The following is a 16,692-nucleotide window of genomic DNA, read 5'->3' as shown; positions in this document are numbered from 1 at the left end:
TTTTATTACTTTATGCGTTGTAGTTTTATTCAAGTGTTGACACTTCTTTTGTTAATAACATCTTATATAAGCTTTGAATAACTATATTTTATTTCCCACTTAGGAATGGTTAATTTATTACACATATCTTTCATTAAAGAAAAACTAATGAGTATTGTTATTAAATTGTCTAAAAATCCAGTTATTTACTTTTTCCCATTGATCAGGCGCTGACCAATGTCCCAATCGGGGATCAGGAAATAATTCTTTTGGACTTTGAATTTCGTTATAAGCAGCATAAGTAGAAGTTGGAGCACAAGCTTCATCATTAAAACCCCAAAGATAAAATCCCGGAATTTTCAATATTCTAGCGAAGTTCACCGTATCATAATAACCCGCTGTTTCAATTTTTTTCTGTTGTATGGGATCATTGATATATTCTGGATAAACTATCTGAGGAGCGCCACCTGCTCTCTGATGTAAATAACCAGTGAGATCACATAGAGCTGGATAAAGTGCTGCAACACAATTAACCCTTTTATCCAGTGCTGCAGTTGCAATGGCTAATGCACCTCCCTGACTCCCTCCGCAAACAGCAAGTCGACTTCCGTCAAACTCTGGAAGTTGAAAAATCAAATCCACAGCCCTAATGCAGCCAAGAAAAACGCGCTTATGATAATATTTATTTTTATCCTCAAGATTATACATAAAATAGCCATTAAGTGCACCTGCATTTAACGCTGAATAAAGCGCTGGGTCTAATGTAAGCGGTATACCATGAATCCCTATATCCAGCGTAATGACACCTTGTTCTGCGAGATTTGGCTCACCATACAAGGGCCAAACTCCCGCCCCTGGAAATTTTATGATAGCGGGATACTTTCCTTCTTTTTTGGGTATGCAAAGTATGCCATACACTTTATTTCCAGGCATATAATTATTTACACTTACCTGATACACATTCACCTTATCTGTATTCCTTTCAGGTAATGGTGTAAACACCGGATCCATTGCTATTTTTTCAGAAGCTAAGATGCTACTGTTCCAAAAATCGAGAAAATCTTCAGGCATTTTTGCGACAGCTTTTATTTGACTTGGCTCAAATCCTACAGTCGCAAGATTTCTATAGGTAACCCCATCCATAGTGGTAGTTACTACACAACGTAAAAAACCAGGTTGATCAAGTGTCCCACCCTGTAATATAATGGTTCCTTTTGTGGAAGACTTCCCTGAAAGCATAGGCTTCATTTTTTCTGGACCGATTTCATAATAAATTTCAGCATTCTTAGCAGGTCTTTCTTTGAATAGTACTGTTACCTTAAAAGAAACAACTTCACCCATTTTATATAACGAGTTAGTGTGATTGGGCTCTATTCTTATTTGCACAGATGCCTTACTGTCTGGCTGTTGTGAATAAGCAGTATTTAAGAATGAAAGGCCTAACATACAAAGTATAACAAAAAACATTAATTTTCTCATAAGTCAATATTTTATAACTTTCCTGTTTTTAAATAATTTTTATATCGCTGATGATAATCACCAGACACAGTCACAGGACTATAATAATGGGAATAAGCAAAAGTGATGATACCACTTACATATGGCTGTACAATTTTCATTTGTTCAACAAAACGCTCTATCGGCGCAGGAGACCAATTGCTTTGTACAAAAGTTTCTGCATCAGACCAAAACAATAATCCTGGTTTTGTCTCTACAGCTTTTGATAAATGGTAAAACCAACTATCTAACATTTCGATTTTCAAACCATCTGCTCCGATACAGTCTTGTGGTGCAAAAACATCTCCTGCCTTAAAATTGGTTTTGGAAAATATATAGGTCCACATTTTACTATACTCACTTGCTGATCCCAATCTGTAATTCATAAACGGACATAACATTACAGGCATATCGGGAGTAATAGATCGTAGATGATTAAGATTACTATTAAGTGCATTAACCAACATATCTTGCTTACTTTGAGTTTTATAATTTAAATTGTCAATTTCCCAAGCCCAATACCAACCGTAAAAAGAATTTTTGTACTTTTCGGAATATTTTTCTTTTATCTCACTGGCAATCTGATTACCGATATTCATCTGCTCGTATAACCATGATGAAGTATAAGGCTGCCACCAATCTTCGTGAAAATTTAATCCTATAAAAACTTTCATTCCTGCCCGCTCGGCATTACGCAGGCATCTATCAAGAACATCTACGTTATACTTACTCGTAATACCTGGTAGTTCACTTTCATACAGGGATTGATTATTATAAACAGAAGCATAAAACACAATATATTTCATTTTGACTTCTTTCAACACACTCAATTCTTGTTGCCATTTAGCATCATCCCAGTTATAAACAAGAAAATCCTGTATAAAAGTACCACTAGCCACCAGATATTCTTTTTGTTCTTCTCCTTTAGTTGCTGTTGTCTTTTTACATTGAATAATAGTTGACAATATCAAAAGCAACAAAAAGATTATATATTTTCTCATACGGTGGTTATTTAGCTGGTACTATTCTGAAATTACAAAAAGCGACATCATAATCATCAGGTCCATGTCCATCAAAAGTGATTTGCCATACATATTCCTTATCCAATAAATTACTTTGAATCTGGGACATAGGAATAGTAATCGTTTTCCATTGTCCATTGGTTGTAAAACTTCCAGTTTGTTCAAATGGTTTCCAGCTATAAACTGGAGCATAATCCAGATAAAAAGTCGCCTGCATATTTTTAATAGGCTTTTGGACACTAACTTCAAACTTCAAAACGTAATTAGCGGTAGATCCCACCACGCCAAGTTTACGGGGAACAGAAAATAAGGTTAACCACTGAAAATTGGCATCCCAATTTTGTTTCACATGATAATAATTACCAGTAATCGAAGCGGGTATTGGACCTGCGGACACCATTCCTACTCCATAAATCTCATCTGCTGGATAAGGTGTTAGCGGAAAAAACAAATTACGGTTGTCCTTATAAAATCCATCTGTAACAAGAGGAACAGAAAGTGATGGAGCATAAATACTCAATTTTCCAGACTGTGCTCCCACAGGAACAACAACCTTAAGGGTATTTGCTGAAGCTTCAATAACAGGAACTGTAAAACCACCAGGAAAAGTAACTTCTGCACCATTTTCATTAATATCGTACAAATCGAAATTTTTTCCTATCAAAGATAAAGTTTCCCCTTCCAAAGTATATTCATTATACATTCCCTCTAATACTAGAGCAGGGATTTTTATATCAAAATCGTAAACAGCCACACCTGTTAATGTTGTAACTTCAATTTTGTTAGTAATAACTGAAGGTATTTTACGGGGAATTTTGATACTTATCATTGTATCGACAGCATAAAAATCCTTTCTCTCAACTGGCTCATTATTAAAAGTTACCTTCTGAGCTTTTGAAAGGTTTTGTCCGTAAATAATAAGCCAATCATTCAAGTCGCCCTCTCGTAAATCAGCGCTAAGGTCCAAAGGTTGTGCCACCCTATTTATAACAGGAAGACCTTGAGGCATTTCAGTCTCTTTTTTACAGCCAGCCAAAGCAATGGCCAGTATTAAGAATACTACGCAAATTTTTAAATACTTATTCATAACATAAAATATTTTTAAAAACATGAATTCTACCAATCCGGATTATTTTCATTAATAGCTTTATTCGAATTGATTTCATCAATTGGAATAGGAAATAGCAAATTTCTCTTAGCCCTAACTTTAGAAATATTGTCTTTATCCACAGCTATCTGGTTCATTACCTGTAAATAAATACCCCACCGCAATAAATCAAATCTTCTTTTTCCTTCAAAAACAAGTTCTCGTCCTCTTTCTTCCAATACAAAAGACCTAAAGTCCTGTTTACTCATACCTGTTGGTACAGTAGAGGCCTTACTTCTTGTACGTATCTCGTTCAAAGAGGCGTAGGCAGCAGGCGTAGGTCCATTTACTTCATTTTCGGCTTCGGCATGCATTAAAAACACTTCAGCAAAACGTAACTCAGGAAAGAAAGCATCTGAGTTTTGTGGTTTAGGATCACTTACCTTACTATATTTTTCTGAGTAACCATGGTCATGGTAATCTCCATTGAAAGAATAGACATTCCCTGCAGCATCTGTTTTATACTTTAAACTATCTCTTTCTGGATATAATAGAAATCCATTATTATTAGGGTCACCATAATTCACAATAAATTGATGTCTTACACCGTATAACACGCGGTGGTCATGATCTTCATAATTATTATAGTGGTTATTGCTCATCCATACCGCACCAACATTACTTCTGTCTTCTTTAGCTGCATTAAAATAATAGTTGAGATCATTTTGCAAATCAGGATTTCCATTAAGGGCTTGTATTTGCCACATGTGTTCAACTCTGTTCCTATTTTCAATAGTCCACAAATCCATGAAATTTGGAAACAGACTATATTCTTTACTTAAAATTAAGTTGGCGGTTATTTTTCTAGCCTCTTCATATAATTCCAGACTATTGAACCCCTCATAACCTTTGACTACATCTTTTGCGTAGGTATAAAAAGTATTATTTTGTCCACCACGTACAGTAATAGACGCTCCCTTAAGCGCTCCTGAAGCCATAGTTATATATACTTTTGCAAGTGTAGCACTTGCCACAGCTTTAGTTACACGTCCTTTCTCGCCTGATCGGCTATCATCATGCGGAAACAACATTTCTTCTGCTTTTTTCAGGTCGGAAATAATAAAATTATAGGTTTCAGACACAGATGCTCTAGGTTGATCAATTAATGCCCCAGAAGCAAGGGTTTTATCACGTAGAGGCACTCCTCCATAAATACGCACAAGATTAAAATAAGCCCATCCTCTAAGAAAATAGGCTTCGCCTAAAAGGCGTTGTTTCAGTTCCTCATTCATTTTAATATTTGGAACATTAGCTAAGACTCCATTAGCTCTAGCAATGAGTAAATAATGATCATTCCAAATAGTATTTATTCCCCAGTAAGCAAGTGGGTTACCCGCACCTATACTCCCCAGAAACCAGCCTGCTCCTGATGCATGATCCGAATCTAAATCAATTAACCAATAGGCAGCTTTATAAACCCCTGTAGAATACAACACATTGTATACCCCACTAACTGCAGCGATAGCATCTTCTCCATTTTGATAGAAATTATTGGGAGAAATGAAATCATATGTTTTTTCTTCCAGCATTTTTGAGCAAGAACTCAACAAGGAAGCCCCAACAAAGAGAAAGACAATAATTTTATTTTTCATAACAAAATAACTTAATTTAAAAAACACAAAAACATCAAAATATACACTGCACTCCAAAATTTACAGTTCGCGAATTAGGGTAACCTCCTAAATCTACTCCTCGCAGTGCCGGGTTTTCACCATATCCGTTAACATCTGGATCAAACCCTGAATAATTAGTAATTGTTAGTAAATTGGAGCCAACAACAAATACTCTTGCTTTCTCTATTATTCTCTTATTAATATTAAAAGTATACCCTACATTGACATTTTTTAAACGAATATAAGAGCCGTCTTCAACGAATCTCCTACTAAAATTGAATGTTCTCCAATACTGTACTTCTGCTTTGGGGTTAGTTGCATGTTCCCAGTTCTCCGGAGTCCAACGATTGTTATAAATATCCTTCGTAACATTATTGTAAGCTCCCACATTAGACAAGTAAAGGGTATTCATGCTAATAACATCCCCTCCTTTAACCCCTTGTATAAAAATAGATAAATCGAGTTTTTTGTAATGAAAGTCAGTCGTAAACCCATATGTAAAATCAGGATTTACATCACCTATTACGCCCCTATCCTTATCTGTAAGTACCCCATCCGGCGTAATATCTCTATACCTGATTTCCCCAACAGTTCTTTTTATAATAGCCTCGCTCTGATTTGCATAAAAAGGATGTGCTCTTACCTCTGCCTCATTTCTAAAAATCCCATCTTCTATATATCCGTATAAAGCACCAACCGGTAGCCCTGCTTTTTGTATAAATGGTAAATCATTATTAAACTTAACACTGTTAGCAAATTGGTGCTCAACATCGCCAATATCTAAAATTTTATTTCTGTTAAATGCTATATTACCTCCAATATTCCATAAAAAATCTTTACTGGATATCGGTGTAGTTGTTAATGAAAACTCAATCCCTTTATTCTGGATACTTCCTACATTTTGCAATGCAAATGTAAAACCAGTACTACCCGGAGTTACTATATTCTGTAACAGATCAAATGTTTTTTTGTAATAAAGATCCACATTAAAACGAATTTTGTTATTTAGCAACCCTACATCAGCTCCCGCATTAAACTGATCTGTCGTTTCCCATTTAAGATTTTCATTAGCAGGACCTGCCCAAACATCATCGGCATAGCCACTAGACAGCTTTCCTTCAAGGGTATAGTTGTATGGAATGAGTTTAGAAAGAGATTGATAAGAATTAATAGCTTGATTTCCCGTACGCCCGTAACTGAAACGCATTTTAGCTTCACTAATTAGTTTATTACTTTCCAAAAATTCTTCACGTCCCAAGTTCCAGGCAATAGCTGCTGAAGGAAAAAATGCCCATTTGTTGTTTTTCGCAAACTTACTAGAACCATCTCCCCTGAAAGATACTGTAAACATATAACGGCTATCATAACTATAATTTACCCTAGCAAGAACCGATGACAGAGCAGAAGACGACTTTCCAGAGCGCGGAGGTGAATAGGTTTGCCCTCCCGCCATATTGTTGTTTTCAAGTAAATCATTTACAAAGTTGCTTGCTTGTTGATTCTTATAGGTGCTTACAAATGATTCGTAGGTAGTGCCCACAGTAGCTGATATGTTATGTAAGTCTAATGCTTTAATATAAGAAAGAATACTTTCGGATGTCATAGACCGAGAATTATTATCGCTTTTATATGCAAGTCCCTGACTCTGCATACCTTCATACACCAAACGAGGATAATACTGATCTCTCAGGCTCCCATAAACACCTATACCTATATTTTGCCTAAACTTAAACCCAGCAGGTAAGGCCACTTCAAGATAATTTGAAGAAAACACCTGATTCACTTCAATTCTGTTCAGTACATTATTCACATACAAATAAGGATTTGAAGTAGTTATAGAACGGGAGAAATCATTCAAGGTAGAATCAATTATTGAGGCAGTAGGCTGAAAGGCAAGTGCTGCGCGCACTACACCTGCCTGAACAGATAAATCTTCTGTATTGGTTTTAACCATACTGTTTTCGCTATGCGAATAACTTGTAAATGAACCTGCAGTGAGCCATTTTTTTACATTTCGGAAAAGATTCAGGTTGGCTCCATATTTTTTATAAGAAGAAGATGAAATAACACCTTGTTGATCTAAATAATTACCCGAAAGTGAGTAGTTCCCCTTCTCATCACCTCCAGAGATAGTCAATGTATGATTATGTATTTTCGCAGTACGTAGAATCTCATCTTGCCAATTGGTACTTTTTCCTATAAAATCTTCTGGCCCTTTTGCATAAAAAAGTTCATTGGGATTTGATATAGAGGGTCTCCATTCGCCTGGAAATGGCAATTCGTAGTTTGTCCCCTCGAAAATATTTGAATTGGCATAAGCTTCATTTTGTAAAGAGGCGTAATTATAGGCATCCAACATTTCTATTTTCTTAATCACACCAGAAAAACCGTAGTTTAAATTAAGCTCTACTTTATCTGCCCCTTTTCTCCCTTTCTTGGTAGTAATAAGCACCACCCCATTAGCTCCTCTCGATCCATAAATAGCAGTCGCCGATGCATCACGCAAAACATCAATAGATTCTACATCTGCAGGATTTAGGAATGATAGCACATTAATCGTTTGTTTGTCTCCTGCCTCCAAAGCGCCTGGAGTAGCACTACCATTGTTAGCAGCCAATGGCACACCATCAATAACATATAACGGCTGAGTTCCTCCAAGAAAAGAATTGGTTCCTCGTATCTGCATACTTAGCCCTGCTCCTGGAGCTCCATCATTCTGATTTATAACAACCCCAGCTACACGTCCTTGCAAACCAGATAAAATATTAGATGGGCTAGCCTTCATGATATCTTCTCCTTTTATTGAAGAAATGGCTCCCGTTACATCCCTTCGTTTGACTGTCCCGTACCCTATCACCACCACCTCATTAAGCTTCTTTTCATCGGGCAACATAATTACATTTATCTTTTTACGTCCATTTAAAACAATCTCCTGCGAACCAAAGCCTATATAAGAAAATATCAATATTGAATTTGGGCTAGTTAGGTTAATGGAATAAGAACCATCAGTACCAGTAACCCTATTATTCGCAGATCCTTTTTCGGCTATTGACACACCAATAAGAGGCTGATTTTCACTATCAGTAACACGCCCACTAACTGAAATTTGCGCTTTCAGAAATGAAGCTATTAGCATAAGGGGAATGAGTAACAGGAAAATCCTGCTATTATTCTTTAAATTAGGTTTACACATAGTTATTTTGATTTATAATTTAGTTTATTTCTATTTTATCAGCTATATTTTTAAATACTTTCAAGCATTGAAAGAGCCCTCTAGGCACATGAAAGCACCCTTTCCATTTCCCCCCCTTAAGAGTCAACAAAGGTTCACCCTGTCTATTTAGATATCCATACCACTCTGGAAATTCGGGATCTTTAAAATGTGCCCACGTATAATCATGTAATCTCCCAAACCACTCCAGACATTCTGGACGTTCTGTTAATTGATACCCTTTACTCAAAGAAATCAAGGCCTCTATATGCACCCACCATAGTTTCTGATCCCATTCCAATTGTTGGGGAGGAAATCCTGATCGATCCATAAAATAAAATATCCCTCCATACTTTTTATCCCATCCATAATCAAGCATATTTAAAGTAATATCAACTGCTTTTTTTATAATATCTTCTCTATTTAAGCGCACCCCCAAATCCATAATAAACCACATTGCTTCAATAGCATGTCCTGGATTTACCAATCTCCCCTCAAAAGTATTGGATAGCTGCCCGTCTAGAGTAACATTCTCTATCACTACCCCTCCCAATTCGGGCCGATAAAAAACCTCAAGAACTTCGTGTACACAATCATCAATTAATTTCTCCAATATTCCAGGAGATAATAAATGCTCTATCTCCAACGCCAGGTTGCACAATATCATTGGAAGAGCAAAGTTTTTTAGATTCCGGCTACCCGGAACCGCTTTATTCCATTTCCCCTTCGGATTGTCTACTTTAGTAAGTATAACCTCAAATGTTTTCTTGGCTATTTCCGCATATTCTTTATTTCCGGTCGCTAAGCTTAATTGGCCAAATGCTATAGTAGCAAAAGTATAAGAGAATATATTGTAAGGCTCTACCAGCGCATTACCTTCTCTATCTAATGAAAAATACCAATTATAATCACCATCATGTCCATGCTTCTTTAGAAACTCTGCTCCTTGAATGGAGCAACTCAACCATTCTTCGTTTTTATTCAATTTATTATACAAAGACGCAAACATATACACCTCTCTAGCCTGCAACCAAACAAACTTATCAGTATCAAAAACATTCCCTTCGCGATCCAGACAGGTAAAATACCCTCCAAACTCCTCATCCTGAGAATATTTCAACCAAAAGGGCATAATATTTTCTAATAATTCGGTTTCGTACAACTCAGCCAGTAACTTAAAATCCATCTTTATCTTCTTAATTTTTTTTAATAACACAAATTCCTCAAACCACCACAACTATTAAACAATAGTTCTCATTACACATATTGAACATAAATAAAATTCAAATGTAATACAATAATATAAAATATATTTAAAATATAAAACAAAATAAATAATATTTTTTAATAACAACAAGAGCAATAAAAAATAAACATCAAATGATACTTAGCTATTCCATCGTTTAAATATTATCTTTGCAACTATTATTATTATGAAAAGAACTTTTATAGAGAGCCTGAATGACGAAGGTATAACAGGCGTTGCTTTTAAAAACATCAATCTTAAAAAGGAAACATTAGCCTATTTTGTAGAGAAGGGAAATGCTACCATTGCAGACATTGGCAAAGAGTTAAATATCAGTGTACCGAAAGCGACTACTCTGATAAATGACCTGATTACAGAAAATATTGTAAAAGACTTTGGAAAAGTAGACTCGACAGGGGGTAGAAAGCCTAACATATATGGATTAGTGTCAGACTCTGCCTTTTTTATTGGTGTCGACATAAAAACAACATGTGTAAGAATAGGCATTTCAGATGTCCAAAATAACCTAATTAACATCACTGAAGCCATCCCTTACCACTTACAGAATACCATATCATCATTGGATAAGCTTTGCGATATTATTATAGATTATATAAATAATTTATCTATACCTAAATCCAAAATCTTAGGAATAGGAATGAATATATCTGGTAGAGTAAACAATTTCACGGGGTACAGCTATAGCTTCTTTAATTTCCATGAAGAACCGCTAAGTAAAACCCTATCAGAAAAACTGGGCGCAAAAGTGTACCTGGAAAATGATTCCAGATCAATGGCCTATGGTGAGTTTTGTTCTGATCTTGTAAATGAAGAAAAAGACGTTCTTTTCATAAATATGGATCACGGTATTGGATTAGGGATATTGGTTAACGGGAGTCTTTATTATGGGAAATCTGGTTATTCAGGAGAATTTGGCCATATTCCTATTTTCGACAACGAAATCATCTGTCATTGTGGAAAAAAAGGATGTCTGGAAACCGAAGCCTCGGGATGGGCATTAAAGAACATGTTGATAGAAAAATTAAAAAACGGACAATCATCTATTATAACACAATATAAAAAAGACATCGATTCCATTACACTGGAAGATATTCTGGATGCTGCGAATAATGATGATTTTTTATCTATCGAATTAATTGGAAAAATAGGTGAAAATTTAGGTCGGGGAATTGCGTTGCTCATTAATATATTCAACCCCGAAGTAGTGATATTGGGAGGTAGCCTGGCAGCAACAAAAGAATTAATACGTCTTCCTATAATATCTTCTGTTAACAAATACTCCTTAAGTCTTGTTAATAGCGATACTAAATTTATTATATCTAACCTTGGCGATAAATCTGGCATTATTGGTGCTTGTTTAATTGCCAGAAACAGAACTTTAGGTATATTTAAATAAAATTCATTCAAAAACAACAACAATGAAAAAGTCATTTATCTATCTTTCGGTATTGGCAGTCTCTTTGGCGGCATGTAACCAAAATCCAAAAAACACACAACAACAGGAACAGACCGAAGACCATTCAATGCATAACAAATGCTATCAGGCAATCACAAACGCTGATACTTTAAACATGACTATACACGATCATGGGGGGAAAGTGATGGGAACATTGGATTTCAAATTCAAAGAAAAACCAAACACCAATGGACAGATTACAGGAGAGTTCAGAGGTGATACCTTATTTGTAGATTACAGCTATGAGTTTAATAATACTCCTTCTAAAAATCCATTGGTATTTCTGAAACAAGGAGAAGATTTAATTCAGGGTTCTGGAATAATTGAAACTTACTTAGGAAAAACCTATTTCAAAGAAGGGTCTCAGATAAATTTCGGAGAAGGTTTCAACTTAAAGCCAACGGATTGTAAGTAATCATTCCTAAAACAAAAAGAAGGTACTAAACTGATACTTTTAGCTACCTTCTTTTTAATATATTATTCTCGTTTAGCAAAGCTTCTCTAAAGTATCTCATAACGAAAGATGAACGAAGGATGAAAGCTCTTGAACACTTTCAATACCCCACCTTACTAATTCCAACTTCTAAAACTTAAGTACTTTTAATATTCGCCTATAGACAGCAGTACCAACGTACAGGCCCTTTCCGTTTCTATACCTAATTCATTAGCTCTATTTTCCAGTTCAGTGTTTTCCGTACCCGGATTAAAGATAATCCGCTTTGGCTTTGTTTTTAATATATAATCGTACAGATCTTGTTGATGCGCAGGCCCCACATATAAAGTAATTGTATCTATATCGGTATGGATAACTTCCGGTTTTTCAATCATTTTCCCGGCAACTTCTCCCTGCTTCAATCCCACATTTACAATTTCATGCCCATGCTCTACCAACCTATTTGCTGCTAAATAAGCATATCTGGATGGATTTGTACTTGCACCAAGAATTAATATTTTCTTTTTCATATCCATTTATTTTAAAAACCGCAGAGGGCACTAAGTTCTCAAAAATGCTTGTGACAAATGTTTATTCGTCTGCTTATATTTAAATCTTTCTGTGCATTTTTTGTATACTTTGCGGTTAATTTATTTTAAAAACTTAAAAACTGCATCAGCACACGCCTGCCCATCAATAGCGGCAGAAATTATTCCTCCCGCATATCCTGCACCTTCTGCACAAGGAAACAACCCTTTTACTTGTGGATGCTGCAAACTATCTTTATCTCTTGGAATCCTAACCGCAGAAGAAGTACGAGATTCTACCCCCACAAGTATTGCTTCATTGCTAAAATACCCTACTCTTCCTTTCTGGCCTGCCATTTTCTTACCGAAGGCAGGCAAAGCTTTAGCCAGGCTATCAGCAATAAATCCAGGTAAAACTTCTCTCAAGTCAGCTGAAATCAATCCAGGCAGATAAGAATTATCAGGTAAATCAGCAGAAACCTTGCCATTCACAAAATCAACCATACGCTGGGCGGGTGCTTTTAATTTCCCACCTCCTATTTCAAAAGCCCTTTTTTCTACCTCCTGCTGAAACTCCAGCATTCCTAAGGGTTTTGCAGAGTCTTTTACATCTGTTAAATTCACCTGCACAACGGTTCCCGAATTGGCATAAGGATTATTCCGTTTTGAGGGACTCCAACCATTAACCACTATTTCATCTTTATCTGTAGCACAGGGCGCTATAATTCCACCAGGGCACATACAAAAAGAAAAAACACCACGTCCGCCGACCTGCTCCACCAGACTATAATAAGACGGGGGCAAGTTTTCATGTCGAACATCACAGTGATATTGCACCTGATCTATAATTTCCTGCGGATGCTCTATTCTTACACCTAAAGCAAATGGTTTGGACTCTAACAGGACATTTTTACGATCCAATAAATAATAAATATCTTTTGCGGAATGTCCGGTAGCCAGAATAAGTGCAGATACCTTTATAGTACCCTTATTGGTAATGGCCGACGCTATGCTTCCATTAGCTACAGAAAAATCCTCCAATTTTGTATCAAAATGAAATTCCCCTCCTGCTTCCAATATTGTATTTCTAATCTCAGCTATAATATGAGGAAGTTTATTGGTCCCGATATGTGGTCTTGCGTCTATTAAGATATCTTCTGAGGCTCCATGGTCCACAAAAATCCGGAGCATTTTCTGGACATCGCCTCTTTTATTAGATCGGGTATATAATTTACCATCAGAATAAGTTCCGGCTCCGCCTTCTCCAAAACAATAATTGGACTCAGGATTAACCACTCCTAATCTGTTTATAGCAGCCAGGTCTCTCCGACGTTGCTTCACATCTTTCCCTCTTTCAATTACGATAGGCTTCAAGCCCAATTCTATCAGTCGTAAAGCAGCAAATATACCTGCTGGCCCTGCTCCCACAACCAATACTGGTTCGGCATTTTTTACATTTTGGTAAGCACCAGGCATCTCCGACAAAGGCATTTCTTCATCAATATAAAGCCTAACAATTAACCTATACAAAACTTGCTTTCCTCTTGCATCTATAGAGCGCTTAATTACTTTGAAGCCTTTGAGGTGTTTGGCAGCTATTTCTGCCTTTCTAAGGATTGATCTACGGATTTCATCTTCATTGAATATAAAATCTGGCGAAATGGCAATCTCTATTTCCTTAATCATGATAAAATGTCGGGTATTTATCCCGAATCGTAACAAAGGTATGAAAATTGATGTCCAAAAGCGTAAATTGGTAAAATCAAAACTTGAAAAAATGAAAAAATTACTTTACGGCTTTATAGCACTTTTTGCTGTTCTTACATTAAACTCTTGTGGCTACAATACTAACGTAGCTTTAGATGAAAAGGTTAAAGCACAATGGGGCGAGGTTGAAAACCAGTACCAAAGAAGAGCAGACTTGATACAGAATCTGGTAAATACAGTTAAAGGAGCTGCTGATTTCGAAAAAACAACATTAACAGAAGTTATAGAAGCCAGAGCTAAAGCCACTTCTATTCAGGTTAATCCAGATCAGCTAACTGAAGAGAACATTAAAAAGTTCCAGGAATCTCAAGGTCAACTCAGTCAGGCTTTAGGAAGATTAATGATGGTATCTGAACAATATCCACAATTGAAAGCAAATCAAAACTTCCTTGACCTGCAAACTCAAATAGAGGGCACCGAAAACAGAATAGCTGTTGCAAGAAGAGATTTCAATATGGCGGTACAGGAATACAATACCAACATCAGAAAATTTCCTAACAATATCTTCGCCGGTATGTTCGGATTTTCTCAAAAAGGAAGTTTCACTGCAGATGCGGGAGCAAATAAAGCACCTGAGGTTAAATTTTAAGATATAGTATTATTGGTAAATAAAAAGGGTGTCAGGTAGTAAAACCTGCTTTGGTGGAGTTGTTTAGAATATACCTGACATCCTTTCATTTTATTTTTATCATCGGTATTAATTTATAATTATGGCTATGCTTACTGATAAAGATCAGGAAAAAATAAAAAAATCTATAGAATGGGCGGAGAAAGCCACTTCTGGAGAAATCAGGGTTTGTATTGAAAAAAAATGCGAAGACAACCCTTACGAACGAGCCATACAATGCTTCTATGATCTCAGCATGGAACAAACCCGCCTAAAAAACGGCGTATTAATTTATCTGGCCATTAATAGCAATAAGCTGGCTATTATAGGTGATAAAGGTATTAACGAAGTAGTGCCTGCAAATTTCTGGGATACGGTCAAAGAATTAATGATAGCGCATTTTAAGAAAAATGATATTGCAGAAGGTATTAGTTTGGGAATTATAGAAGCGGGAAAGCAGTTAAAAAGATTTTTTCCATATCAAGATAACGACATCAATGAATTACCGGACGACATCGTATTTCTGAGCTAAAACTAAATAAATGAAAAAATTACTTTTTGTCACCTTAATCACCATTTCTACCCTTTTTTCTTTTGCTCAGGATTTCCCTCCCAAACCCAATACCTTAGTAAATGACTACACAGGAACTTTAACCGCTGAAGAAAAGCGATCGTTAGAGAATAAACTGGTTGCTTTTGACGACTCTACCTCTATACAAGTAGCCGTGGTTTTAATCAGGTCATTGGATGGTTACGATATTAGCGATTACGGTTACAAATTGGGAAGAGCCTGGGGTATTGGACGCAAAGACAAGAATACGGGCGTACTGCTTCTGGCCGCTATCGATGACCGTAAAGTCACCATACAAACCGGATATGGAATGGAAGGCATGCTTCCGGACATTATCACCAAACGAATTATTGATAATGAAATAAAACCCAATTTCAGATCCGGAGATTACTACAAAGGCCTGGACGACGCTACATCAGCAATCATTAGCTACAATAAAGGCGAATACAAGGGAAATGGCCCTAAAAAAGAAGGCGAGGGCATCCCAATTGGTCTTATCATACTTATAGCCATTATAGTAATCACCCTTATCGGCAGAGGTGGAAAAGGCGGCGGTGGAAGAAATGTTATTGGAGGGCGAGGTGGCGCCGATATATTTTGGTGGTCTGTTTTAAATGGAATGGGCAATAGTGGTCGTGGAAACGGAGGAGGTGGATTTGGAGGAGGCTCGGGTGGTGGTTTTGGCGGATTTGGAGGCGGAAGTTTCGGTGGCGGAGGAAGCAGCGGAAGCTGGTAAATCCAGATAAAAAGAATCCCGAAAAGCCAAGGATCATTCCGATGAATCGACGCAATCTGTATTTTTACATGACCAGATTGCTTCATCATCTTTCCTCGCCATAATGCGTTTTTTGACCTTATTAGACAGTCCCTCTATCTGGTTAAACAGAAAACAGAATTCTCCTGAAAAGGTATTATCCGGATCACCTGGCTTATATTTTTAATCCCTATTTGCTCTGGGAAAAACTAAACATATAGAAAATGACAATACAAAAATGGAAACAACTAAATTCCAAATACATCAATAAATCTCCTTGGGCCACATTAAGAGTAGACACTTGTCAATTACCTAACGGAAAAATTGCCAACGAATACTATGTAATGGAATATCCAGATTGGGTAAATGCTGTAGCCGTTACAGAAGATGGCAAAATTATATTGATTAAACAGTACAGACATGGCGCCGATATTATATCATTGGAAATCCCCGGAGGTGTAATTGATGGCGATGAAGCACCTGAAGAGGCCATTAAGAGAGAGTTATTAGAAGAAACCGGTTATCTTTTTGAAGATATTGAACCCTTAGCAGCCGTATACGCTAATCCCTCCACGTCAAATAATATAACCCATAGTTTTTTAGCCAGAGGTGGCAAAAAAATCAAAGACCAGGAACTAGACGAACATGAAGAGATAGAAGTAAGTTTACATTCTATAGAAGAAGTGAAACAATTACTCCTGGAAAACCAATTTCCTCAGGCTTTGCATACTTCTGCCCTGATGTATGCCTTAATAAAACTACAGGCATTGAAGTAATGAATGTAACATTCATTACTCCTTTAAAACAAAAAGAGGCAGTCTCAAATTAGTGCTTTTTGTCA

Annotated in this window: 14 protein-coding genes; 6 read left to right on the top strand and 8 right to left on the bottom strand. The window is 36.5% G+C overall.

What is annotated here, in order from left to right:
* Window positions 1–144: 144 nt before the first annotated feature.
* From ACFSAH_RS06195 to ACFSAH_RS06170, 6 genes are read right to left on the bottom strand one after another with little or no spacing between them, the layout of a single operon-like run.
* Window positions 145–1,458: an acetylxylan esterase gene (locus tag ACFSAH_RS06195; RefSeq protein WP_379661842.1), complete on the bottom strand. Its 1,314-nt coding sequence runs from the start codon at window positions 1,456–1,458 to the stop codon at window positions 145–147.
* 11 nt (window positions 1,459–1,469) lie between these two features.
* The gene (locus ACFSAH_RS06190; protein WP_379661841.1) at window positions 1,470–2,477 is read right to left on the bottom strand and encodes a DUF4434 domain-containing protein; all 1,008 of its coding nucleotides are present in this window, start codon (window positions 2,475–2,477) and stop codon (window positions 1,470–1,472) included.
* Window positions 2,478–2,484: 7 nt separating this feature from the next.
* On the bottom strand, window positions 2,485–3,585 hold the full coding sequence (locus ACFSAH_RS06185) for a glycan-binding surface protein (RefSeq protein ID WP_379661840.1): 1,101 nt from the start codon (window positions 3,583–3,585) through the stop codon (window positions 2,485–2,487).
* Between the two features lie 29 nt (window positions 3,586–3,614).
* On the bottom strand, window positions 3,615–5,237 hold the full coding sequence (locus ACFSAH_RS06180) for a RagB/SusD family nutrient uptake outer membrane protein (RefSeq protein WP_379661839.1): 1,623 nt from the start codon (window positions 5,235–5,237) through the stop codon (window positions 3,615–3,617).
* A 34-nt stretch (window positions 5,238–5,271) separates the two neighbouring features.
* Window positions 5,272–8,451 (bottom strand): SusC/RagA family TonB-linked outer membrane protein, encoded by a 3,180-nt coding sequence (locus ACFSAH_RS06175; RefSeq protein WP_379661838.1) that lies wholly within the window; start codon window positions 8,449–8,451, stop codon window positions 5,272–5,274.
* A 19-nt stretch (window positions 8,452–8,470) separates the two neighbouring features.
* A complete protein-coding gene (locus ACFSAH_RS06170; protein WP_379661837.1) occupies window positions 8,471–9,655 on the bottom strand; it encodes a n-acyl-d-glucosamine 2-epimerase in 1,185 nt (394 codons plus the stop codon).
* 247 nt (window positions 9,656–9,902) lie between these two features.
* Between ACFSAH_RS06170 and ACFSAH_RS06165 the strand changes: the two genes are divergently transcribed.
* Together ACFSAH_RS06165 and ACFSAH_RS06160 are read left to right on the top strand one after the other, a co-directional pair.
* Complete coding sequence (locus ACFSAH_RS06165; protein ID WP_379661836.1) at window positions 9,903–11,132, top strand: ROK family protein; 1,230 nt, start codon at window positions 9,903–9,905, stop codon at window positions 11,130–11,132.
* Window positions 11,133–11,154: 22 nt separating this feature from the next.
* On the top strand, window positions 11,155–11,607 hold the full coding sequence (locus ACFSAH_RS06160) for a hypothetical protein (protein ID WP_379661835.1): 453 nt from the start codon (window positions 11,155–11,157) through the stop codon (window positions 11,605–11,607).
* A gap of 185 nt (window positions 11,608–11,792) precedes the next feature.
* Here ACFSAH_RS06160 and ACFSAH_RS06155 read toward each other — a convergent pair whose 3' ends face one another.
* Together ACFSAH_RS06155 and ACFSAH_RS06150 are read right to left on the bottom strand one after the other, a co-directional pair.
* Window positions 11,793–12,155, bottom strand: a complete 363-nt coding sequence (locus ACFSAH_RS06155) for a CoA-binding protein (RefSeq protein ID WP_379661834.1) — start codon at window positions 12,153–12,155, stop codon at window positions 11,793–11,795.
* 120 nt (window positions 12,156–12,275) lie between these two features.
* Entirely contained in the window at window positions 12,276–13,838 is a 1,563-nt protein-coding gene (locus ACFSAH_RS06150) for an NAD(P)/FAD-dependent oxidoreductase (RefSeq protein ID WP_379661833.1), read from the bottom strand.
* 91 nt (window positions 13,839–13,929) lie between these two features.
* Here ACFSAH_RS06150 and ACFSAH_RS06145 point away from each other — a divergent pair, with 91 nt between their 5' ends.
* The 4 genes from ACFSAH_RS06145 to ACFSAH_RS06130 all read left to right on the top strand — a co-directional run bounded on the left by ACFSAH_RS06145 (window position 13,930) and on the right by ACFSAH_RS06130 (window position 16,627).
* Window positions 13,930–14,508, top strand: coding sequence for a LemA family protein (locus ACFSAH_RS06145; protein WP_379661832.1), 579 nt, complete (start codon window positions 13,930–13,932; stop codon window positions 14,506–14,508).
* A 121-nt stretch (window positions 14,509–14,629) separates the two neighbouring features.
* Window positions 14,630–15,058 carry a TPM domain-containing protein gene (locus ACFSAH_RS06140; protein ID WP_379661831.1) on the top strand — a complete coding sequence of 143 codons (429 nt, stop codon included), beginning with the start codon at window positions 14,630–14,632 and terminating at the stop codon, window positions 15,056–15,058.
* A 10-nt stretch (window positions 15,059–15,068) separates the two neighbouring features.
* Window positions 15,069–15,833 (top strand): TPM domain-containing protein, encoded by a 765-nt coding sequence (locus ACFSAH_RS06135; protein WP_379661830.1) that lies wholly within the window; start codon window positions 15,069–15,071, stop codon window positions 15,831–15,833.
* 242 nt (window positions 15,834–16,075) lie between these two features.
* Window positions 16,076–16,627 carry an NUDIX hydrolase gene (locus tag ACFSAH_RS06130; RefSeq protein WP_379661829.1) on the top strand — a complete coding sequence of 184 codons (552 nt, stop codon included), beginning with the start codon at window positions 16,076–16,078 and terminating at the stop codon, window positions 16,625–16,627.
* Window positions 16,628–16,692: the final 65 nt, after the last annotated feature.

The sequence above is a fragment of the Pseudopedobacter beijingensis genome (assembly GCF_042678145.1).
GTDB lineage: Bacteria > Bacteroidota > Bacteroidia > Sphingobacteriales > Sphingobacteriaceae > Pseudopedobacter > Pseudopedobacter beijingensis.
This window is presented reverse-complemented; position numbering and strand designations above follow the sequence as displayed.